Here is a 19,743-nt window from a genome sequence, read left to right on the forward strand (position 1 = left end):
GGTTCGCCCTTACTGTTTGCCCAGATAAAAGTCATGCAAATCACCCCGACCCAACAACTCGGCGGCACTGCCACTCAACACCACCCGCCCAGTATCCAGCACGTAGCCCCGGGACGCATAGGTGAGTGCGACATTGATATTCTGCTCGGCGATCAAAAAGCTCACCTGTTGCTCGCGGTTGAGCTGCGCGATGATCGCGAAAATCTCCTGCACGATCATCGGCGCCAGGCCCATCGACGGCTCGTCGAGCAGCACCAGGGCCGGACGGGTCATCAACGCCCGGCCAATGGCGACCATTTGCTGCTCGCCACCGGAGGTCAGGCCGGCGCGGGTGTGGCGCTTGGTCTTGAGCCTGGGGAACCAGGTGTAGATGCGCTCCAGATCCTCAGCCAGTTCCCTGCGGCTCAGACGCCGTACAAAGCCGCCGCTGCGCAGGTTGTCTTCCACCGTGAGCTGGCCGAACACATGCCGGCCTTCGAGCACATGCACCATGCCCTGGCGTACCCGTTGGCTGGGTTCTACGCCCGCCAGGTTCGAGCCTGCGTAGTCGATCCGGCCACGGCTGACGTCGGCGCGCTCGGCTCGCACCAGCCCGGAAATGGCCTTGAGGGTGGTGCTTTTGCCCGCGCCATTGGCACCGAGCAACGCAACGATGGCGCCCTTGGGCACACTCAGCGATACCCCGGCCACCGCCAGGATCGCCCCGTCATAGATCACTTCGATATCGTCGACCGTCAGCAACGCCGAGCGGCCTGGCTCAGTGGCAGGCTGGCTCATGGTTTATTCATCCCCGCTGCAGGTGCGCGGCGTCAGGTGCTTTTCCTTGGCGAACGCCGCGGACTTTTCATCGATCAGCGGACGCAACAACGCACGGTCGGCGGCGATCCAGTCGCTGATCAGTGTCCAGTTGGCACCGTCCCACTGCTGCACCCGCGCCGAACCGCCACCTTCATGATCGCGGCACGACAGCTTGAGGTTTTGCATCAGGCCCAGGTAGCCCATGTCCTTAAGGCGCGCATCGTCGATGTTCAGGTGTTCGAGGCCCCAGCGGCCCTCTTCGCCATTGAGCGGGCGCTTGCCGAATTTGGCCTGGGCCGTGCGAATCGCCTCCACGGCCACGGCGGCATTCACCAGGCCCGAGTTGTAATAGACGCTGCCGAAGTTTTTCAGGTCCTTGAGGTCGCTGTGGCCCTTGTCGAGGATCGCTTGCCTGAGGCGCTTGTGGATCTCGAAGTTGCTGCCTGCCGGGTACGGCGTGAGCGCCAGATAACCTTTGGCGGCGGCACCGGCCGGGAGCACGTCTTCGCTGGAGCTGGCCCAGATATCCCCGATGATATGGTCCACCGGGAAGCCGAAGCGCGCCGCCGTCTTCACCGCCACCGGGGTGGACACGCCCCAGGTGCGCAGGAACACCCAGTCCGGATTGGCCTGGCGAACCTGGCGCCATTGCGCCGACTGCTCGTTGCCGGGGTCGGCCACCGGGATCTGGATATTCTCGAAGCCATACTTGTCGGCCAGCAATTTCAACGGGCCGAGGGTTTCGCGCCCGTAGGCCGAGTCGTGATAGACCGTGGCGATTTTCTTGCCCTTGAGTTTGTCGAAGCCGCCTTCGCGCTCGGCGATGTAGTTCACCAGGGTCGAGGCCTCGCTGTAGAAGGTCAGCATCACCGGGAAGTTGTAGGGAAACACCGTGCCGTCGGTGGCTTCGGTGCGACCGTAACCCAGGGTGATCAGCGGGATCTTGTCCACTTCCGCCCGTTCACTGAGCGCGTAGGCGGCCGGCGCGCCGTTGGGCTGGTACACCGCAACCGGCGCGCCATCCAGGCCATTTTTGAAACGCTCGTAGCATTCGATGCCCTTCTCCGCCGTCCATTCGGTCTCGCACTCCTGCCACACCAGCTTCACGCCGTTGATGCCGCCCTCCACTTCATTGATATAGCGCAGGTAATCGATCATCCCGGCCCACACCTGCACGCCGCTGGAGGCATAGGCGCCGACACGGTAGGTCGCCAGGGGAATGAATTGCTGGTCAGGCGAAGCCACGGCCTGGGGCACAGCACCGGCCAAAGTCGCCAGCGCAAACGCGGTGCCGAGCAGGGAACGTTTCAAGGATGCACGCATGGAAGTTCTCTTGAAGGAAGGTTAGAAACGCAGCGGCCACTGCCGCAGACGGTCACGCAGGGTGTGCAACAGGCGAATCAGGCCCTCGGGTTCCTTGATCAGGAACACGATGATCAACACGCCAAAAATGATTTTCTGCAGGTTCTGCAACTGCCCCGCATCGACCGAGCCGCCGAACAGCGCCTGCCCGGCGTGGCTGAGCAGGATCGGCAGCAGGCTGATGAAGGCCGCACCGACAAAGTTGCCGGCAATGCTGCCCATGCCGCCGATAATGATGATGAACAGGATCTGGAACGAGCGGTTGATATCGAAGCTGCTGGCGCTGGCCGTGCCCAGGTAGGCGAACGCCCACAGCGCACCGGCAATCCCTAAGTAGAACGAGCTGACCGCGAACGCCAGGCGCTTGTAGCGCACCACCGGGATGCCGACCACGGCGGCGGCGGTGTCCATGTCGCGGATCGCCATCCAGTTGCGCCCGACCTGGCTGCGCACCAGGTTGACGGCGGTCCAGGTCAGCAGCAGCACCGTGACCAGGGTCAGCCAGTAGCGGCTCAACGGCGTGTTGAGGTCATGACCGAACAGCGCCAGCGTCGGCGCGGAAATAGTGCCGGACGAACCATAGTTGTAGAACCAGGGGAATTTGACGAACAGCCATTCCAGGAAGAACTGCGCAGCCAGCGTGGTGACCATCAGGTAAAAACCCTTGATCCGCGAGCTGGGCAGGCCGAACAGCAGCCCCACCAGCGCGCTGATCACCCCGCCGCCCAGCAGCGCCACCGGCAGGCCCAGCTCGGGCAGGCGCAGCAAAAACCCGTAGGTGGCGAACGCGCCTACCGCCATGAAGCCCGCCGCGCCCACCGACGTTTGCCCCGTGTAGCCGGTCAGCAGGTTCAAGCCCAGCCCGGCCAGGGACAGCACCAGAAAGGGGATCAGGATCGCGTTGAGCCAATAGTCGTTGCCCCACAGCGGCACCACGACAAAGGCCAGCGCCAGCAGACCGAGCAGGCTCCAGGGAACGCGGCGTTGCATCAGCACGAGCGGCGCGGTTTCTTGAACGACGGGAATCGACATGCTTTCAGACTCGCTCGATGGCCCGCTCGCCGAACAGGCCGGCGGGACGGATATACAGGAAGGCCAACGCCAATACATAGGCGAACCATGGCGTGATACCGCCGCCGATCAACGGGCCGAGATACACCTCGGCGAGGTTCTCGGCGGCGCCGACGATCAACCCGCCGGCAATCGCCCCGCCAATCGAGGTAAAGCCACCGATGATCAACACCGGCAAGGCCTTGAGCACCACCAGCGACAACGAGAACTGCACCCCCTGGCGCGCGCCCCACAGCAGCCCCGCGACCAGCCCGACGATGCCGGCCGCCGCCCAGACGATCTGCCAGATCCGATTGAGGTTGATGCCGATGGACAGCGCCGCCGTGGTGTCATCCGCCACCGCGCGCAGGGATATGCCGATGCGGGTCTTGTTGAACAGCAGCGCGAGGACGGTCACCAGCACTACGGCAGCCGCCGCGGCGATCAGGTCGAACTGGCTGAGCATCAGCGGGCCGACAAACAGCGGCACGTCATCGATGCCCAGGTCCAGCGCGCGTACCTGCGAGCCCATCAGGCCCTGGGCCAGGCCTTCGATGATGAACGACAGGCCCAGCGTGGCCATGAACAGGGTGATCTGCGAACGGTTCACCAGCGGGCGCAAGACCAGCCGCTCGATGAGCAAGGCGCCGACGATCATCACCACTACCGTCAGCAGCAGCGCCAAGGCAAACGGCACGCCCTGGTCGTGCAGACTGACGAAGGTCAGCGCGGCAAACAGCAGCATCGCGCCCTGGGCGAAATTGAACACGCCGCTGGCCTTGTAGATCAGCACGAAGCCGATGGCGACCAACGAGTACAGGGTGCCGGCGAGCAAACCGCCGAGCAGGGTTTCGAAGAAAAAGATCATCAGTGCACCGCCCCCAGATAGGCCGCGATCACGTCGGGGTTGGCCTGCACCTGGGCCGGCGTGCCGTCGCCGACTTTGCGCCCGTAGTCGAGCACCACCACGTGGTCGGACAGGCCCATGACCACGCCCATGTCGTGCTCGATCAACACCACGGTGGTGCCCAGATCGCGATTAACGTCGGCGACGAAGCGCGCCATGTCCTGTTTCTCTTGCGCGTTCATGCCGGCCATGGGTTCGTCGAGCAGCAACAGGCTGGGCCCGGCGATCAGCGCGCGGCCCAACTCCACGCGCTTTTGCAGGCCGTAGGACAGGTTGCCCACCGGCACCTCGCGATGGGCTTGCAGCTCAAGAAATTCAAGGATGCCCTGCCCGCGCAGGCGAAACGCCTCGGCTTCACGCCGCGCACGCGGCAGGCCGAGGGCCTGCTCGATCAAGCTGGAACGCGTATGCCTCGACAGGCCGGTAAGGATGTTGTCGAGCACGCTCATTTTCTTGAACAGCGCATTGTTCTGGAACGTACGGCCGATGCCTCGGCGGGCGGCGCCCAGCGGATCGATGCGGTGCAAGTGTTGCGCCTCGAACACGATTTCACCGGCATCGAAGCGATACACACCGTTGAGCACATTGAGCAACGAGCTCTTGCCTGCGCCGTTGGGTCCGATCAGCGCGCAGATCTCGCCGCGCCGCACCTCGAAAGACAACGCATTGATCGCCTTGACGCCTTTGAACGACAGCGAAATATCGCGCACCTGGAGAATGGTCTGGCTCATGCAATGTCCCGTTTGAATTCGGCCAGCCAGATTGGCTCGGCAGTGGTTTTAAGCGGTTGCCAGATATAGCCCAGGCGCTGGAAACCGAGCAGCTTGCGCACCCGGTTTTTCAGCAACCGGCGCAGGCCGCTGTGCGGATGGGCGATGGCCCAGTCACACAGACGTCGACGCCAGGTACCGTGGGCGGCGAGGCGGCTTTCGATCTCATCGGCCAGGTGCTGCAAACGTTCGGGTGACAGCAGCAGGCCGGTCGGGGCGACTTCGCTGCGATCGCGTCGCGCCGACGCCTGTGTCTCCGGAAACGCCAGGCCGTGGCCGCTGTCGAGCCACTGCTCCAGCACCACGGCAAGACCGCCTCGCCAGTGCGTACCCTCCTCGCTCCACAACACCGTTTCTGCGCCGGGTTGCCACCAGCGTTGCAGGCGTTGCACCGGGTCGACCGGGCCGAGCAGTTGAGCGAAGTCCAGGCGCTGGGTAAATGTCCAATCGGGTTGGCGTCCTTGAACGCAGGCGTGACTGGGATGCAGGCGCCAGAGCTGTTGCTCCAGGGCTTGCGGCTCCAGATCATCGGCCAGCGTCAGGACCTGCCCGCCCACGGATTGGGCGGCCAGCGCCAGCAACAGCAGGTTCGGCTCAAATGCGCCGATGAGCGCCAGCCGCGACTGTTCGCTGAAGCCCTGCTGGCGCAAGCCGTCAGCCAGGCGTCCGACGTCACGCAGCACGTCGATCCAGCGCCACGCATGCCATTGGCCCTGGCGTTTGTGACGCAGGGCAACGTGCAAGGGTGTGAGTTGTGCCCAGTGGTGCAGGCGTTCAAGGGCGGCTTTGGGTTCGGGCACGCTCATAGGGATGACTCCTATTGGATGTTTGAGCGTGCGGTGGTCCGCTGGCTGAAATATTCAAACGACACAGGACAAATGTGGGAGGGGGCTTGCCCCCGATGGCGGTGGGTCAGTTAGGACACCTTTGCCTGGCCTGCCGCTATCGGGGGCAAGCCCCCTCCCACAGGGGTTTTGTGTGAGCCAGACAGGTCGCGGTAGCTGGCGCCGGGGTGATTGGCGCCCAGCCTCGGCCCCTCGCCAAACAACTTTTCGCGCAACGTGCCCTGGGCGTATTCGGTCTTGTACACGCCGCGCTTCTGCAGCTCCGGCACCAGCAATTCCACGGCGTCGACAAAGGTTTCGTGGGTCAGCGCATAGGCCAGGTTGAAGCCGTCCACATCGGTCTCCTCCACCCATTCCTGCAGCAGGTCCGCCACCGTCTGCGGACCGCCGACAAACAGCGGGCCAAAGCCGCCGATGCCGACCCAGTTGGCCAGTTCATTCGGCGTCCAGACCTTGTCTGGATCCGCCGTGGAAAAGGCTTCCACCGCCGACTGGATGGCGTTGGTGTGCACATGCTTGAGTGGCTCGTCGGGTTTGAACTGGCTGAAATCGATGCCGGTCCAGCCGGAGATCAGCGCCATCGCGCCTTCGTAGCTGACATAGGACGTGTAGTCATCGAACTTGGCCTTGGCCTGCGCGTCGGTCTCGCCGACGATCACCGTCTGCAGGTTGAAGATCAGGATTTTGCGCGGATCACGCCCCGCCTCGGCCGCACGCCGGCGAATATCGGCGACGGTCTTTTTCAGCAGCACCTTGGACGGCGCGGCCACGAACACGCACTCGGCCTGTTCGGCGGCGAACTGTTTGCCCCGGCTCGATGCGCCGGCCTGGTACAGCACCGGTGTGCGCTGCGGCGAGGGTTCGCACAGGTGGATGCCGGGCACCTGGAAGTGTTTGCCCACATGGCCAATCTCGTGGATTTTGCTCGGGTCGCTGAAAATCCGTCGATCACGGTCGCGCAGCACCGCCCCCTCCTCCCAGCTGCCTTCCCAGAGTTTGTAGCAAACCTGCAGGTATTCCTCGGCATAGTCGTAGCGCGCGTCGTGCTCAGTCTGGGCTTTCTGGCCGAGATTCCTGGCACCGCTTTCCAGGTAGGAGGTGACAATGTTCCAACCGACGCGGCCTTTGGTCAGGTGATCGAGGGTAGAGAGCCTGCGCGCAAACGGGTACGGATGTTCGAAGGACAGCGAGGCAGTCAGGCCGAACCCCAGATGTTCGGTGACCAGGGCCATGGGGGCGATCAGCGACAGCGGATCATTGACCGGCACTTGCGTCGCCTGGCGGATCGCCGCGTCGCCGTTGCCGTTGTAGACGTCGTAGATGCCGAGCACGTCGGCGATGAACAGCCCGTCGAATTTGCCGCGTTCGAGGATTTTCGCCAGGTCCGTCCAGTATTCCAGGTCCTTGTATTGCCAGGAACGGTCGCGGGGGTGCGCCCACAAACCGGGCGACTGGTGGCCGACACAGTTCATGTCGAAGGCATTCAGGCGAATTTCGCGAGACATCAAAGCACTCCGTTGAGGTGGTAGTTGCCGACGATCCGGTATTTCACGCGCAGCGGGTCATCGAGCGGCGACGGCAGCGCGGTGCGGTGGCCGGTCAATTCGAACTCCGCATTGCTGGCGGCGATAAGGGCTTCGGCGGCCGCGATCTGTGCCTCGGTGACAGCCACCGGGCTCGGGTCGGTTTCGGCGCGCTCGAACAGGGCCGCAGCCACGTCGACACGAATCTGCAAGTCGCCAAAGCGACTGATCACGTAAGGGTCGTCGCTGCGCTCGACAAAGCGGCGGGTGGTCTCGAGCAGTTGGCGCGCATGGTTCAGTGCAGTCATGGGTGAGGTTCCTCAGTTCCAGGCGTGGCGTGCAGGCTTCACGCCGTTGAGCACAAAGTTGCCGATCAAGTGGTATTTCCAGCGCGCCGGGTCGTGCAAGGTGTGGGTGCGGGCGTTACGCCAGAAACGATCGAGGTTGTGCTTGCCGGTGACCGAGCGAGTGCCGGCCAGCTCGAAGAGTTTGCTGCTGGCGAGCAAGGCCGTTTCGGCGGACAGCACCTTGGCCTGGGCGACGATCAGCGAGGCATTGGCGACAGTGTCTTCATTCGGTTCGGCGAGAGCGAGGTCGACCGCCCTGCCCGCCTTGGCGAGCATCGCTTCGGTGCCGTGCACGCGCCACGCCAGGTCGCCGATGGCGGCAAGGGTGAACGGGTCTTGCCAGCCGTGGTCCTGCTGGCTGTCGATCCAGGGTCGTGCCTGGCGGGCGTGAATTTTCGCCTGCTCCAGCGCCCCCAGCGCGATGCCGGTATCGACTGCCGCCTGGATAATCTGCGAGATCGGGCCGTTGGCGGTGGGTTGGTCAAACGCCAGGTATGCGGGGATGACCGCACTCGAAGGCACGCTCACAGCGTCGAGGGTTACCCCACCGCTGGCGGTGGTGCGCTGGCCGAAGCCATCCCAGCTGTCGATCACCGTGAGGCCGGACGCATCGCGTTCGACAAAGGCAATCAGCGCCTGGCCATGCTCGTCGTTGCCGACGGTCGGCACGATGTGCGCAAACAGCGCGCCGGTGCAGTAGAACTTCTCACCGTCAATGCGGGCCGTATCGCCGTCGACGCGAATCTGCGTGTCGAAAGTGCCGGCGTTTTTGCTCTTGGCTTCGGAAAAGGCATTGCCGAAGCGATAGCCCGCCAGCACCTTGCCGAAGTAGTGGCGCTTCTGCTCTTCGGTGGCGGTTTGCAGGAGGATATCCACCACGCCGAGATGGTTCTGCGGAATCTGCCCCAGTGAAGGGTCGGCGGCGGAAATCAGCTTGATCACCTCGGCCACGGTCACATAGGACACCTCGGCGCCGCCGTAGGCCTTGGGAATGGTGATACCCCACAGGCCGCTGGCAGAGAACTCGTCGAGTTCCGCCACGGGCAGGCGCCGCTCACGGTCGCGCTCGCTGGCCTCAACGGCAAACCGCGCCGCCAGCCGTGTGGCAACCTCGATGGCCTCCGCGTCCGAGCGGATGATATGGGCTGAGTAGTGAGGGTGAGCTGACATGGGCCGACTCCAGGCTCTGAATGAATAACAGAGTCAGTGCAGGAGTCGTGCCGTATTTAAATCACCATAACAATCAATAGTTTATAAAAATAACCGCTGTTTTGCGCTATCACCAGACAGCAAAATGTCTATTTGCTGTTGCACTACCAACAGCTGAACAGTCCTGCGTCGAAATGATCATCAGCCTCCCCGCAAAGAACCAACACGACAATCCGCGCGGCGTTTTACGGGAAGCCTGGACCCAGCAGCGTCAGATCGTCTGGCTGCCACCGCCAAGGGGTCTGACCTCATACTTGCCCTCGACCACGCTATTGACCGCATGCTCGACCTCTGCCCTCGCCTGTGCTGCGCGCTCAGGGTTGTTGGCTTCCCAGCGTTCAATATTTCGCCGCCCGAATTGATCGATAAAGGCGTTCTTCCTGTCGGCCATGATGTTGGTCATTTGTTGTGTGTCGACATTGTGTTCCGGGCTCTTGTCGCGGTACGGGAAGTCCTGACCGCCCGCCACCCAGTTTTCGGTAAAAAACTGCTGGAGTGCGTGCTCGGGCAATACCGATAATCTGTAGGCCACTTCAAGAGCAGGCCCAAGCGCCTTTTCGTGGGTCTGGATATTTTTGGCCTCATAAATATCGTTTTCGGTCTTGACCATATCCTTGATGGTGGAAAGAAGCGGCCTGCTGCGCGGGATGGTGCTGATACCTGTCAGCGAGGGAGGAAAGTCGCTGGAAAATGTTGAATCCTTTCGCTCAAACAAGCTGGTGGATTGCAACGGATTTTCCGGTCGCGCGCCCTGGGTTGCACGCTCAAAGCTCTCCGCCTTGGAGAGCCCGCCAAACCCCAGAGTCCCACTCCCACCAAAATCAACCGTCATGCCCTTATATTGACCTTTGGCATTGTCGGGTTGAAAATAACCAAAATTACAAAATGAAAAATTCAAGTAATCCCAATTATTAATCAACCGCGAGGCAAAGTAGTGCTGTTGCTGTTCCTGCTTAAGCTCCGACGGCAGCAAGTCATTCAGCTTTTCCAGCACCGAAAACTTGATCAGGTTTTCAGCCTTTACTTTATCCAGTACACCTGGCGCCTGCCGATGCTGGCCGTCAGGAAAGGCTTGATAAATATCTTCAAGACGACTGTCCGCATTTTTATAGCTTTGAACGAGCGCATGATAAGAATCAATGATTTTTTCAGTGCCCGGCGCGCCGGCGAGCGATCTTTCACCTGCTGCTTTAATTAAATCAGGCATCACAGTGGTATCTAACAAGAAAGTACCAAGGTCCTTGAAGCTCGGCTCAACCTTGGACGCAACACAAGAAAATTTTGACAAATCGGCATTCGCGGAAAAGTCGCCCCTGGTGGTTTTATTAAAGTCAAAAAAACCTTCACAACCATTGCACAACATCATTTTGGGCGCGCCCAACCCGGTCATCGCAAATAAATTACCCATCACCACCTCTTCGGCGGCGACGTAATTAGTGTAGTAAGGATTTTTTACGCGATATAATTCATCATTATGTTCAATAAACTGGGCATCACGCGTAAATAAAATACCATTGCTGCTGCGCTCCACGGGCACGCCACCCGACAGGTTAACGGGAGCCTTCGGCGCGGCCCCGCGAGATCGCTCTGCGTCGACGTGGGTTGTTGACATACTTGAAGGCGCGGCCGACAAGGTATAGGACGGTAACGCCGGAGAACCGGAAGAAATCAACATAGCCAGGACCTCTGCATGTAATAGATACACTCTAATGGTCGCCTCACCCACCCAAGGTCGGCGAAGGGCAGCCCAAAAAGCGGCGCAGCATTCAACTATTTACCTGATGCGCACTTTACCCGGGCTGCTTCCATGGATTGGAAACATACCTAACGGGAATCCCTTCAAACTGCTTTTTGTTCGTGGCTGAATTAAACGACACCCATAGTCCCGAGCGAGTTTTAGGCATCATGTCCAACACCTGGCTCTTGATACTGCCGCTGCCAAATTCCTTGTCCTCCAGCATGTCTATCATTTTGTCCAATGCGATGCTGCCGGCGTCGGCCTCACCTGCTGGCAGCCGCTGATTCACACGCACATGAATATGCAGGCCGGCGGTTGAGTCTCCGTAGATCGGGCTGTGCAAATACATCTGCACGGTGTCCTTACCGGGTTGATAACCGTAAACCTCTTCAATGGAACGCAGGCTCATATCCCTAAACGACTTAAGCAGTTCGAGGTGCTCTTTTTGAACATCTATGGGGTTCACCAAAAACGTGCGTTTTGTACGTCTTTCATATTCGCCTACACGTTCCCGCACATTCACACCCTCGCCGGTATTCACGCGACTTTTAAAAACCTCCTGAAACGCCTGGCGATGTTCAAACATATCAGGCGGTATCCAGTATCCCACCAGCGCATAGCCACCGGTATGACGAGTGCGGGCGCTCAACTCCATCGGCTGTGGAAAAATTTCAGGGTGTTTTTCTATGTATCGCGTATTCGGCATCAGCACGATGCCTCCCTGCGAAGTGAAGGGCGTTGCTGGAAACTGCTCAGGGTGTTGGCGCAAGGCGAGGAACTTCTGGTCATTTGCCTCGGTTAAGAAATTGTATATGAAGTCAGGCAGGACCGGATTGCGTGCATAGCGAGCTATGCGTGTCTCCATGCCGGCTTCGGAAACGAGCCCTACTTGAGGCATGTTGTATTTATCGGCTGATTTTTTTGAGCACAATGGCCCGCGGGCCAGGGCCGCTCTATCAACGGGGGGGAGATTGAAGCCTTTATCCTCGCCGCTTTTGCGATACCGTAGAGGCGTTGCGAGCGTGGAGCGTTTCTTCTCCTCTGCGCCAACCACATGCTCAGCTTCCCAGCTACTCCAGCGTGGCGGGAACTCGCTGTTGGACTTAACTGGGCTGGCGCGTGTATTAATCAATAATGCATCAATATCTAACGGCAAAGGCAGTCTGGTCATACCGAGTGGGCTGACAGGCATGGGCATCTCCTTTATTCCAATGATCTCCATTTGGAGAACTCAGGAAAAAATAATGCAGCCTGCCTGACACGTCGCGATGACTATTCTGAGGATTGCGCCAGAGCTTTCGGTGTTGCTTCAAATCACCACGTTGCGAACAAACCGAACAGCCACCCCGCCATCATTGCAATAGCCATGGGCTTGATCGCTGGAAAACATAAAGAACTCACCCGCCCCTATGCATTTCTTCGCGCCCTCCAATGTCAGAGTCAAACAGCCGTCGAACACAAAAACCTGCACGCTCCAGCCTTCCGGATCCGGTTCCGGACTATAGCGATCACCTGGCTCCAGGCGCATCTCCCACAGTTCGACTTCACGCCGCGCCGTGGCCTTGGCCAGCAACACGGCTTTGCTGCCGGGGATATCCCCCGCCCAGGCCAACTCGTTGATGCGACTGTGGTCGCCGGCATCCGGGGCCTGGATCAGATCGCTGAACGCCACCTCCAACGCTTCGGCCACACGGTCCAGGGTAGACAGGCTGACGTTCTTTTCGCCGGCCTCGATGGCCACCAGCATGCGCCGGCTGACCCCGGATTTTTCCGCAAGCGCGGTCTGGCTCAGGTCGGCGGCATGGCGCAGACGCCGAACGTTCTGGCTGACGTGTTGCAGGACCGAGGCCCGGTGTGGATTTTCTTTGTGCACTATATTGCTCAATGGGTGGGTGTGCGCAGTATACTGCCCAGCGTGCGGCGCATTGTGCGGTCCGTGCCTTTCCCTTGCAAGACCGAGCCGCCATGACTGCCCAGCACTCCCCTTCGCGTTTCAATCGCTTGAGCAAAGCCGAATGCATCCTGCTGGTCATCACCATGATCTGGGGCGGCACCTTCCTGCTGGTGCATCATGCCATGAGCGTCAGCGGGCCGATGTTTTTCGTGGGCCTGCGCTTTGCGGCTGCGGCCATTGTGGTCGGCTTCTTTTCCCTGCGAACCTTGCGCGACCTGACCCTGTTCGAGTTGAAGGCCGGGGTGTTCATCGGCGTGGCGATCATGTTCGGCTACGGCTTGCAGACCATTGGCCTGCAGACGATCCTGAGCAGCCAGTCGGCATTCATCACCGCGCTCTATGTGCCGTTTGTGCCTTTATTGCAGTGGCTGGTGCTGGGTCGGCGTCCGGGGTTGATGCCGAGCATTGGCATCATGCTGGCGTTTGCCGGGTTGATGCTGTTGACCGGCCCGGCCGGTGCGTCGCTGAATTTCAGCCCCGGTGAAATCGCCACGCTGATTGGCGCCGTGGCGATTGCCGCCGAGATCATTCTGATCAGCGCCTTCGCCGGGCAAGTGGATGTGCGACGGGTGACCGTGGTGCAACTGGCCACGGCGTCGCTGCTGTCGTTCCTGATGGTGGTGCCGATGGGCGAGCCGTTGCCGGGCTTTTCGTGGCTGCTGCTGTTCAGCGCGGTGGGCCTGGGGTTGACCAGTGCGGTGATCCAGGTGGCGATGAACTGGGCGCAGCAGAGTGTTTCGCCGACCCGGGCCACCTTGATCTATGCCGGCGAGCCGGTATGGGCCGGCGTGGTTGGGCGAATTGCCGGGGAGCGCTTCCCGCCGATTGCGATACTGGGGGCGGTGTTGATTGTGGTGGCGGTGATTGTAAGTGAGTTGAAGAGGAGCAGCTCAAAAGCTGGCGATGTGCAGGACGCGGTCGAGCAGGAAAATCGGGGGTGATGCTTTGAGCGGCAAGCTGCAAGCCACAAGCTGCAAGAGGTATGCGTTCGGCTTGTAGCTTGCGGCTTGTAGCTTGCCGCTTGTAGCTGCTTTACTGCTCCCTTGTAGGATCCTGCCACATCTTGCCGTTTGGTGATCGCGAAAGCGGCACGTATGATGCATCCCAAACTCCCGCAGATTAGAAGCCTATGTCCCTGATAGTTCTACTGCTTCTGCCATTCATTGGCAGCTGTCTGGCGGCCTTGCTGCCGCACAATGCACGTAATACCGAATCCCTGCTGGCCGGCCTGGTGGCCCTGGTCGGCACCATTCAAGTCGCCCTGCTTTACCCCCAGATTGCCCATGGTGGCGTGATCCGTGAAGAATTCATGTGGTTGCCCAGTCTTGGCCTGAATTTCGTGCTGCGCATGGACGGGTTTGCCTGGCTGTTCTCGATGCTGGTGCTCGGCATCGGCACGCTGGTGTCACTGTACGCGCGTTACTACATGTCGCCGGATGACCCGGTGCCGCGCTTCTTCGCGTTTTTCCTGGCCTTTATGGGCGCCATGCTCGGGCTGGTGATTTCCGGCAACCTGATCCAGATCGTGTTTTTCTGGGAACTGACCAGCCTGTTCTCGTTCCTGTTGATCGGTTACTGGCATCACCGCGCCGATGCGCGGCGTGGTGCGTACATGGCATTGATGGTCACAGGCGCAGGCGGCCTGTGCCTGCTGGCCGGGGTGATGCTGCTGGGGCATATCGTCGGCAGCTACGATCTGGATCAGGTGCTGGCGGCGGGCGATCAGATTCGCGCGCACTCGCTGTACCCGGTCATGCTGGCCCTGGTGCTGATCGGCGCCTTGAGCAAAAGCGCGCAGTTCCCCTTCCACTTCTGGCTGCCCCACGCCATGGCGGCGCCGACACCGGTTTCGGCTTACCTGCATTCGGCAACGATGGTGAAGGCCGGCGTGTTCCTGCTGGCCCGCCTGTGGCCGTCGCTGTCCGGCAGCGAAGAGTGGTTCTGGATCGTCGGCGGTGCCGGCGCGCTCACCCTCCTCCTCGGCGCTTACTGCGCCATGTTTCAAAACGATCTCAAGGGCCTGCTGGCCTATTCCACCATCAGCCACCTCGGCCTGATCACTTTACTGCTGGGCCTCAACAGCCCGCTGGCCGCCGTCGCGGCAGTGTTCCATATTCTCAACCACGCCACCTTCAAAGCCTCGCTGTTCATGGCGGCGGGCATCATCGACCACGAAAGCGGCACGCGGGACATCCGCAAGCTCAGCGGGCTGGTGCGTCTGATCCCGTTTACCGCGACCCTGGCGATGGTGGCCAGTGCTTCGATGGCCGGCGTGCCGTTGCTCAATGGCTTTCTGTCCAAAGAAATGTTCTTCGCCGAAACCGTATTTATTTCGGCGACAAAATGGGTGGAGATCACTCTGCCCGCGATCGCGACCATTGCCGGCACGTTCAGCGTGGCCTATGCGTTGCGCTTCACCGTTGACGTGTTCTTCGGCCCACCGGCGACCGACCTGCCGCATACCCCCCACGAACCACCACGCTGGATGCGCGCACCGGTTGAACTGCTGGTGTTCACCTGCCTGCTGGTGGGCATCTTCCCAGCGCAGATGGTCGGCTCGATCCTGGCCGCCGCCGCATTGCCGGTGGTGGACGGCGCGCTGCCTGAATATAGCCTGGCGATCTGGCACGGCTGGAACGCGCCGTTGATCATGAGCCTGGTGGCCATGTGCGGTGGCGTAGTGCTGTACCTGATGCTGCGCAAACAACTCAAACGCGGCCGTTTCACCTACCCGCCGCTGATCGGCTACTTCAACGGCAAGCGCGGCTTCGAGCGTTGCCTGGTGGTGATGATGCGCGGGGTGCGCAAGATCGAAAAACGCATCAGCACCAAGCGCCTGCAAACCCAGTTGTTCCTGCTGGTGATCGTGGCGGTGATCGGCGCCTTGATCCCGATGCTCAACAGTGGCCTGACCTGGGGTGATCGCCCGAAGATTCCCGGCTCGGTCGTGTTTGTCACCCTGTGGGTGCTGGCGATTGCCTGCGCGCTGGGCGCCGCGTGGCAGGCCAAATATCACCGGCTGGCAGCCCTGACCATGGTCAGCGTGTGCGGCCTGATGACCTGCATTACTTTCGTGTGGTTCTCGGCGCCGGACCTGGCCCTGACGCAACTGGTGGTGGAAGTGGTGACCACCGTGTTGATCCTGCTCGGCCTGCGCTGGCTGCCACGACGGATCGAAGAGGTTTCGCCGCTGCCCGGTTCGCTGCGCAAGGCGCGCATTCGCCGCCTGCGCGACTTCCTGCTGTCCACGGTGGTCGGCGGCGGCATGGCGCTATTGTCCTATGCGATGCTGACCCGACAGACGCCCAACGATATCTCCTCGTTCTACCTCAGCCGCGCCCTGCCCGAGGGCGGCGGCAGCAATGTGGTCAACGTAATGCTGGTGGACTTCCGCGGCTTCGACACCCTTGGCGAAATCACCGTGCTCGGTGCGGTGGCGCTGACCGTATACGCCCTGCTGCGGCGCTTCCGCCCGTCGAAAGAAAGTATGGAACTGCCGCCGCAACAGCGCCAGCTGGCACCGGACGTGGCCACCGACCTGGTCAACCCGCGCCAGGCCAGCGACACCGCCCTGGGCTTCATGATGGTGCCGGCGGTGCTGGTGCGCCTGCTGTTGCCGATAGCGCTGGTGGTGTCGTTCTACCTGTTCATGCGCGGCCATAACCAACCGGGCGGCGGCTTTGTCGCGGGGCTGGTGATGTCGGTGGCGTTTATCCTGCAATACATGGTGGCCGGCACGCAGTGGGTCGAGGCGCAGATGAGCCTGCGGCCGATGCGCTGGATGGGCTTCGGCCTGCTGGCGGCGACGCTCACCGGGCTCGGCGCGTTGTTTGCTGGCTACCCGTTCCTCACCACCCATACCTGGCATCTGAGCTTGCCGGTGCTGGGCGACATTCATATCGCCAGCGCGCTGTTCTTCGATGTCGGCGTCTACGCCATGGTCGTCGGCTCGACCCTGCTGATGCTTACCGCCCTCGGTCACCAGTCAGTGCGCGCGCATAAGCCGAGCAACCAGCCCAAAGCCGTCGTCAACCCACAAGGAGCTGCCGCCTGATGGAAGAAGTCATCGCAATTGCCATTGGGGTCCTGGCGGCCTCCGGCGTCTGGTTGATCCTGCGCCCGCGGACGTTTCAGGTGGTGATGGGCCTGTGCCTGCTGTCCTACGGGGTCAACCTGTTCATTTTCAGCATGGGCAGCCTGTTTATCGGCAAGGAGCCGATCATCAAGGACGGGGTGCCGCAAGACCTGCTCAACTACACCGACCCGCTGCCCCAGGCGCTGGTGCTCACGGCCATCGTGATCAGCTTCGCCATGACCGCGTTGTTCCTGGTGGTGCTGCTGGCCTCCCGCGGCCTGACCGGTACTGACCATGTGGACGGCCGGGAGCCCAAGGAATGAATTGGGTCAACCAACTGATCGTTGCGCCGATCCTGCTGCCGTTACTGACTGCGGCGCTGATGCTGATGCTCGGCGAGAAACGCCGCCCGCTCAAAGCCAGGATCAACCTGTTCTCCAGCATCATGGGGCTGGGCATTGCCATATTGCTGCTGTACTGGACACAACAAGGCGGTCCCGGCTCGATCGGCGTGTACCTGCCGGGCAACTGGCAAGTGCCGTTCGGTATCGTGCTGGTGGTGGATCAACTGTCGGCGCTGATGCTGGTACTGACCGGGATCATCGGCGTCAGCGCGCTGATGTTCGCCATGGCCCGCTGGGACCGTGCCGGCACCAGTTTCCATGCACTGTTCCAGGTGCAGATGATGGGATTGTACGGCGCCTTTCTCACCGCCGACCTGTTCAATCTGTTTGTGTTTTTCGAGGTACTGCTGGCGGCGTCCTACGGCTTGATGCTGCACGGTTCAGGCCGTGCCCGCGTGTCGTCGGGGTTGCATTACATCGCGATCAACCTGCTGGCCTCATCGCTGTTTTTGATCGGTGCGGCGATGATCTACGGCGTGACCGGCACGCTGAATTTCGCTGACCTTGCGCTGAAAATCCCGCTGGTGCCGGAGGCCGATCGTGGTTTGCTGCACGCCGGCGCGGCGATCCTGGCCACCGCGTTCCTGGCCAAGGCCGGCATGTGGCCGCTGAACTTCTGGCTGGCGCCCGCCTACTCTTCGGCCAGCGCGCCGGTGGCGGCGATGTTCGCGATCATGACCAAGGTCGGCGTGTATACCGTGCTGCGCCTGTGGACCCTGCTGTTCTCCGGCCAGGCCGGTGCGTCGGCGCTGTTCGGCGGTGACTGGCTGGTGTACGGCGGTATGGCAACCATTGTGTGCGCGGCGCTGGCGATGCTGGCGGCGCAGCGCCTGGAGCGCATGGCGAGCCTGAGCATCCTGGTGTCGGCCGGCATCCTGCTGTCGGCCGTGGGTTTCGCCCAGCCCAGCCTGATCGCAGGGGCGCTGTTTTATCTGGTCAGTTCGACCCTGGCGTTGAGCGCGCTGTTCTTGCTGGCCGAGCTGATCGAGCGTTCGCGCTCGGCCAACGACCTGCCGCTGGATGAAGAAATTGATGCGCTGCCCAAAGCCATGGAATCCCTGCATCCACGGCCCGGGGTCAACCTCGACGATGAACAGAAAGCCGTGATCGGCCAGGTGATTCCCTGGACCATGGCGTTCCTGGGCCTGAGTTTTGTGGCCTGCGCGCTGCTGATCATCGGCATGCCGCCACTGTCCGGGTTTATCGGCAAGCTCAGTCTGCTGCATGCGCTGGTCAATCCGCTGGGCCTCGGCAATGCGGTGGACGAACCCATCCGTCCGGCAGCCTGGGGCCTGGTGGCACTGTTGATCCTGTCGGGTCTGGCCTCGCTGATTGCCTTCGCACGGCTTGGCATCCAGCGCTTCTGGACCCCTGAAGAACGCCCATCGCCCCTGCTGCGCCGCTACGAGTGTGTGCCGATCTTCCTGCTGCTGGGCCTGAGCATCGCGCTGACCTTCAAGGCCGAGCCACTGCTGCGCTACACCCTGGCCACCGCCAAGAGCCTGAACAACCCGGAAAGCTACGTGATGGCAGTGATGGCGACGCGCCCGGTGCCGAGTCCCGAAGCCCAGGCAGCCGCCATGGAGGTGCAACCATGAAGCGCCTGTTTCCCGCCCCGTGGTTGTCGCTGGCCTTGCTGGGGTTGTGGCTGGTGCTGAACCTGTCCATGAGCCCCGGCAATCTGCTGCTCGGTGCATTGCTGGGCGTGCTGGCGCCGCTGATGATGGCGCCACTGCGCCCGCAACCGATCAGCCTGCGCCGTCCCGGTGCGATCCTGCGCCTGTTGCTGTTGGTGGGCCGCGACGTGATTGTCTCCAACCTGCAAGTGGCCTGGGGCGTCCTGACCTGCGGTTCACGCCCGCCGCGCGCGCGCTTCATCAAGATCCCCATCGACCTGCGCAGCCCCAACGGCCTTGCAGCGTTGTCGATGATCACCACGGTGATCCCTGGCACGATCTGGTCGGAACTGGCGCTGGACCGCAGCGTCCTGCTGCTGCATGTGTTCGACCTGGATGATGAGGCGCAGTTTATCGAGCACTTCAAATCCGCCTACGAACGGCCCCTGATGGAGATCTTCGAATGAGCGCCCTGCTCTCCAATGCGATCCTGTTCAGCCTGTTCCTGTTCTCGCTGGCGATGGTGCTGACGTTGATCCGCCTGTTCAAAGGCCCGTCAGCCCAGGACCGGGTACTGGCGCTGGATTATCTGTACATCCTGGCGATGCTGATGATGCTGGTGCTGGGCATCCGTTACGCCAGTGACACCTACTTTGAAGCGGCGCTGCTGATTGCGCTGTTCGGCTTTGTCGGCTCGTTCGCCCTGGCCAAATTCCTGCTGCGTGGGGAGGTGATTGAATGATGCCGTTATGGATGGAAATCGTCGTCGGGCTGCTGCTGGTCTTGAGTAGCGTGTTTGCGCTGATCGGTGCGCTTGGGTTGTTGCGCATGAAAGATTTCTTCCAACGCATGCACCCGCCGGCGCTGGCCTCGACGCTCGGCGCGTGGTGCGTGGCGTTGGCGTCGATTATCTACTTTTCGGTGCTCAAGTCCGGGCCGGTGCTGCACGGGTGGTTGATTCCGATTTTGCTGTCGATCACGGTGCCGGTCACAACGTTGCTGCTGGCGCGAACGGCACTGTTTCGCAAGCGTATGGCGGGTGATGATGTGCCGGCAGAAGTCAGCAGCCGCCGCTGATTCATCAAATGAACACAGTGCAAAATGTGGGAGCTGGCTTGCCTGCGATGAGGGCGTGTCAGCCACCG

Annotated in this window: 19 protein-coding genes; 7 read left to right on the forward strand and 12 right to left on the reverse strand. The window is 61.4% G+C overall.

The genetic code is table 11. The features are described from left to right. Positions 1 to 9: 9 nt before the first annotated feature. The 12 genes from MRY17_RS15475 to MRY17_RS15530 form a co-directional block, all read right to left on the reverse strand. A complete protein-coding gene (locus MRY17_RS15475; protein WP_181284052.1) occupies positions 10 to 777 on the reverse strand; it encodes an ABC transporter ATP-binding protein in 768 nt (255 codons plus the stop codon). Between the two features lie 3 nt (positions 778 to 780). Continuing rightward, the gene (locus MRY17_RS15480; protein ID WP_181284053.1) at positions 781 to 2,121 is read right to left on the reverse strand and encodes an ABC transporter substrate-binding protein; all 1,341 of its coding nucleotides are present in this window, start codon (positions 2,119 to 2,121) and stop codon (positions 781 to 783) included. Positions 2,122 to 2,142: 21 nt separating this feature from the next. Continuing rightward, entirely contained in the window at positions 2,143 to 3,192 is a 1,050-nt protein-coding gene (locus tag MRY17_RS15485; protein ID WP_243352421.1) for a branched-chain amino acid ABC transporter permease, read from the reverse strand. Between the two features lie 4 nt (positions 3,193 to 3,196). After that, a complete protein-coding gene (locus MRY17_RS15490) occupies positions 3,197 to 4,078 on the reverse strand; it encodes a branched-chain amino acid ABC transporter permease (RefSeq protein WP_191951909.1) in 882 nt (293 codons plus the stop codon). Beyond that, positions 4,078 to 4,848: an ABC transporter ATP-binding protein gene (locus MRY17_RS15495; RefSeq protein ID WP_243352422.1), complete on the reverse strand. Its 771-nt coding sequence runs from the start codon at positions 4,846 to 4,848 to the stop codon at positions 4,078 to 4,080. The genes MRY17_RS15490 and MRY17_RS15495 overlap by 1 nt, the downstream gene beginning before the upstream one ends. Next, on the reverse strand, positions 4,845 to 5,693 hold the full coding sequence (locus MRY17_RS15500) for an AMP-binding protein (protein ID WP_243352423.1): 849 nt from the start codon (positions 5,691 to 5,693) through the stop codon (positions 4,845 to 4,847). Before MRY17_RS15500 ends, MRY17_RS15495 begins: the two co-directional genes overlap by 4 nt. Positions 5,694 to 5,803: 110 nt before the next feature. Next, complete coding sequence (locus MRY17_RS15505; RefSeq protein ID WP_243352424.1) at positions 5,804 to 7,237, reverse strand: LLM class flavin-dependent oxidoreductase; 1,434 nt, start codon at positions 7,235 to 7,237, stop codon at positions 5,804 to 5,806. Continuing rightward, positions 7,237 to 7,563 carry an acyl-CoA dehydrogenase gene (locus MRY17_RS15510; RefSeq protein ID WP_191951913.1) on the reverse strand — a complete coding sequence of 109 codons (327 nt, stop codon included), beginning with the start codon at positions 7,561 to 7,563 and terminating at the stop codon, positions 7,237 to 7,239. The genes MRY17_RS15505 and MRY17_RS15510 overlap by 1 nt, the downstream gene beginning before the upstream one ends. Before the next feature lie 12 nt (positions 7,564 to 7,575). Beyond that, positions 7,576 to 8,772, reverse strand: a complete 1,197-nt coding sequence (locus MRY17_RS15515) for an SfnB family sulfur acquisition oxidoreductase (RefSeq protein ID WP_243352425.1) — start codon at positions 8,770 to 8,772, stop codon at positions 7,576 to 7,578. A 250-nt stretch (positions 8,773 to 9,022) separates the two neighbouring features. After that, the gene (locus MRY17_RS15520) at positions 9,023 to 10,486 is read right to left on the reverse strand and encodes a hypothetical protein (RefSeq protein ID WP_243352426.1); all 1,464 of its coding nucleotides are present in this window, start codon (positions 10,484 to 10,486) and stop codon (positions 9,023 to 9,025) included. Positions 10,487 to 10,601: 115 nt separating this feature from the next. Further along, positions 10,602 to 11,741 (reverse strand): hypothetical protein, encoded by a 1,140-nt coding sequence (locus MRY17_RS15525; RefSeq protein WP_243352427.1) that lies wholly within the window; start codon positions 11,739 to 11,741, stop codon positions 10,602 to 10,604. A gap of 117 nt (positions 11,742 to 11,858) precedes the next feature. Further along, the gene (locus tag MRY17_RS15530; RefSeq protein ID WP_191951917.1) at positions 11,859 to 12,422 is read right to left on the reverse strand and encodes a helix-turn-helix domain-containing protein; all 564 of its coding nucleotides are present in this window, start codon (positions 12,420 to 12,422) and stop codon (positions 11,859 to 11,861) included. 92 nt (positions 12,423 to 12,514) lie between these two features. On the opposite strand from MRY17_RS15530, the gene MRY17_RS15535 reads away from it, so the two are divergent. The 7 genes from MRY17_RS15535 to MRY17_RS15565 all read left to right on the forward strand — a co-directional run bounded on the left by MRY17_RS15535 (position 12,515) and on the right by MRY17_RS15565 (position 19,675). Continuing rightward, positions 12,515 to 13,444, forward strand: coding sequence for a DMT family transporter (locus MRY17_RS15535; protein ID WP_191951918.1), 930 nt, complete (start codon positions 12,515 to 12,517; stop codon positions 13,442 to 13,444). A 188-nt stretch (positions 13,445 to 13,632) separates the two neighbouring features. Beyond that, positions 13,633 to 16,557 carry a monovalent cation/H+ antiporter subunit A gene (locus MRY17_RS15540; protein WP_243352428.1) on the forward strand — a complete coding sequence of 975 codons (2,925 nt, stop codon included), beginning with the start codon at positions 13,633 to 13,635 and terminating at the stop codon, positions 16,555 to 16,557. Continuing rightward, on the forward strand, positions 16,557 to 16,901 hold the full coding sequence (locus tag MRY17_RS15545; protein ID WP_003192163.1) for a Na+/H+ antiporter subunit C: 345 nt from the start codon (positions 16,557 to 16,559) through the stop codon (positions 16,899 to 16,901). The genes MRY17_RS15540 and MRY17_RS15545 overlap by 1 nt, the downstream gene beginning before the upstream one ends. Beyond that, the gene (locus MRY17_RS15550) at positions 16,898 to 18,580 is read left to right on the forward strand and encodes a monovalent cation/H+ antiporter subunit D (RefSeq protein WP_243352429.1); all 1,683 of its coding nucleotides are present in this window, start codon (positions 16,898 to 16,900) and stop codon (positions 18,578 to 18,580) included. The genes MRY17_RS15545 and MRY17_RS15550 overlap by 4 nt, the downstream gene beginning before the upstream one ends. Further along, complete coding sequence (locus MRY17_RS15555; protein ID WP_181284064.1) at positions 18,577 to 19,065, forward strand: Na+/H+ antiporter subunit E; 489 nt, start codon at positions 18,577 to 18,579, stop codon at positions 19,063 to 19,065. The genes MRY17_RS15550 and MRY17_RS15555 overlap by 4 nt, the downstream gene beginning before the upstream one ends. Continuing rightward, positions 19,062 to 19,340 (forward strand): K+/H+ antiporter subunit F, encoded by a 279-nt coding sequence (locus tag MRY17_RS15560; protein ID WP_005789171.1) that lies wholly within the window; start codon positions 19,062 to 19,064, stop codon positions 19,338 to 19,340. Before MRY17_RS15555 ends, MRY17_RS15560 begins: the two co-directional genes overlap by 4 nt. Next, on the forward strand, positions 19,337 to 19,675 hold the full coding sequence (locus MRY17_RS15565; RefSeq protein ID WP_076950844.1) for a Na+/H+ antiporter subunit G: 339 nt from the start codon (positions 19,337 to 19,339) through the stop codon (positions 19,673 to 19,675). Before MRY17_RS15560 ends, MRY17_RS15565 begins: the two co-directional genes overlap by 4 nt. The last annotated feature ends 68 nt before the right edge of the window (positions 19,676 to 19,743 follow it).

The sequence above is a fragment of the Pseudomonas orientalis genome (genome assembly GCF_022807995.1).
GTDB lineage: Bacteria > Pseudomonadota > Gammaproteobacteria > Pseudomonadales > Pseudomonadaceae > Aquipseudomonas > Aquipseudomonas orientalis_B.

Bases quoted from the DNA above. Each gene is read 5' to 3' on its own strand.
- MRY17_RS15510 (WP_191951913.1), bottom strand. From the start codon at position 7,563: ATGACTGCACTGAACCATGCGCGCCAACTGCTCGAGACCACCCGCCGC.
- MRY17_RS15555 (WP_181284064.1), top strand. From the start codon at position 18,577: ATGAAGCGCCTGTTTCCCGCCCCGTGGTTGTCGCTGGCCTTGCTGGGG.
- MRY17_RS15545 (WP_003192163.1), top strand. From the start codon at position 16,557: ATGGAAGAAGTCATCGCAATTGCCATTGGGGTCCTGGCGGCCTCCGGC.
- MRY17_RS15520 (WP_243352426.1), bottom strand. From the start codon at position 10,486: ATGTTGATTTCTTCCGGTTCTCCGGCGTTACCGTCCTATACCTTGTCG.
- MRY17_RS15505 (WP_243352424.1), bottom strand. From the start codon at position 7,237: ATGTCTCGCGAAATTCGCCTGAATGCCTTCGACATGAACTGTGTCGGC.
- MRY17_RS15565 (WP_076950844.1), top strand. From the start codon at position 19,337: ATGATGCCGTTATGGATGGAAATCGTCGTCGGGCTGCTGCTGGTCTTG.
- MRY17_RS15535 (WP_191951918.1), top strand. From the start codon at position 12,515: ATGACTGCCCAGCACTCCCCTTCGCGTTTCAATCGCTTGAGCAAAGCC.
- MRY17_RS15560 (WP_005789171.1), top strand. From the start codon at position 19,062: ATGAGCGCCCTGCTCTCCAATGCGATCCTGTTCAGCCTGTTCCTGTTC.
- MRY17_RS15475 (WP_181284052.1), bottom strand. From the start codon at position 777: ATGAGCCAGCCTGCCACTGAGCCAGGCCGCTCGGCGTTGCTGACGGTC.
- MRY17_RS15525 (WP_243352427.1), bottom strand. From the start codon at position 11,741: ATGCCTGTCAGCCCACTCGGTATGACCAGACTGCCTTTGCCGTTAGAT.
- MRY17_RS15490 (WP_191951909.1), bottom strand. From the start codon at position 4,078: ATGATCTTTTTCTTCGAAACCCTGCTCGGCGGTTTGCTCGCCGGCACC.
- MRY17_RS15515 (WP_243352425.1), bottom strand. From the start codon at position 8,772: ATGTCAGCTCACCCTCACTACTCAGCCCATATCATCCGCTCGGACGCG.
- MRY17_RS15550 (WP_243352429.1), top strand. From the start codon at position 16,898: ATGAATTGGGTCAACCAACTGATCGTTGCGCCGATCCTGCTGCCGTTA.
- MRY17_RS15495 (WP_243352422.1), bottom strand. From the start codon at position 4,848: ATGAGCCAGACCATTCTCCAGGTGCGCGATATTTCGCTGTCGTTCAAA.
- MRY17_RS15500 (WP_243352423.1), bottom strand. From the start codon at position 5,693: ATGAGCGTGCCCGAACCCAAAGCCGCCCTTGAACGCCTGCACCACTGG.
- MRY17_RS15540 (WP_243352428.1), top strand. From the start codon at position 13,633: ATGTCCCTGATAGTTCTACTGCTTCTGCCATTCATTGGCAGCTGTCTG.
- MRY17_RS15480 (WP_181284053.1), bottom strand. From the start codon at position 2,121: ATGCGTGCATCCTTGAAACGTTCCCTGCTCGGCACCGCGTTTGCGCTG.
- MRY17_RS15485 (WP_243352421.1), bottom strand. From the start codon at position 3,192: ATGTCGATTCCCGTCGTTCAAGAAACCGCGCCGCTCGTGCTGATGCAA.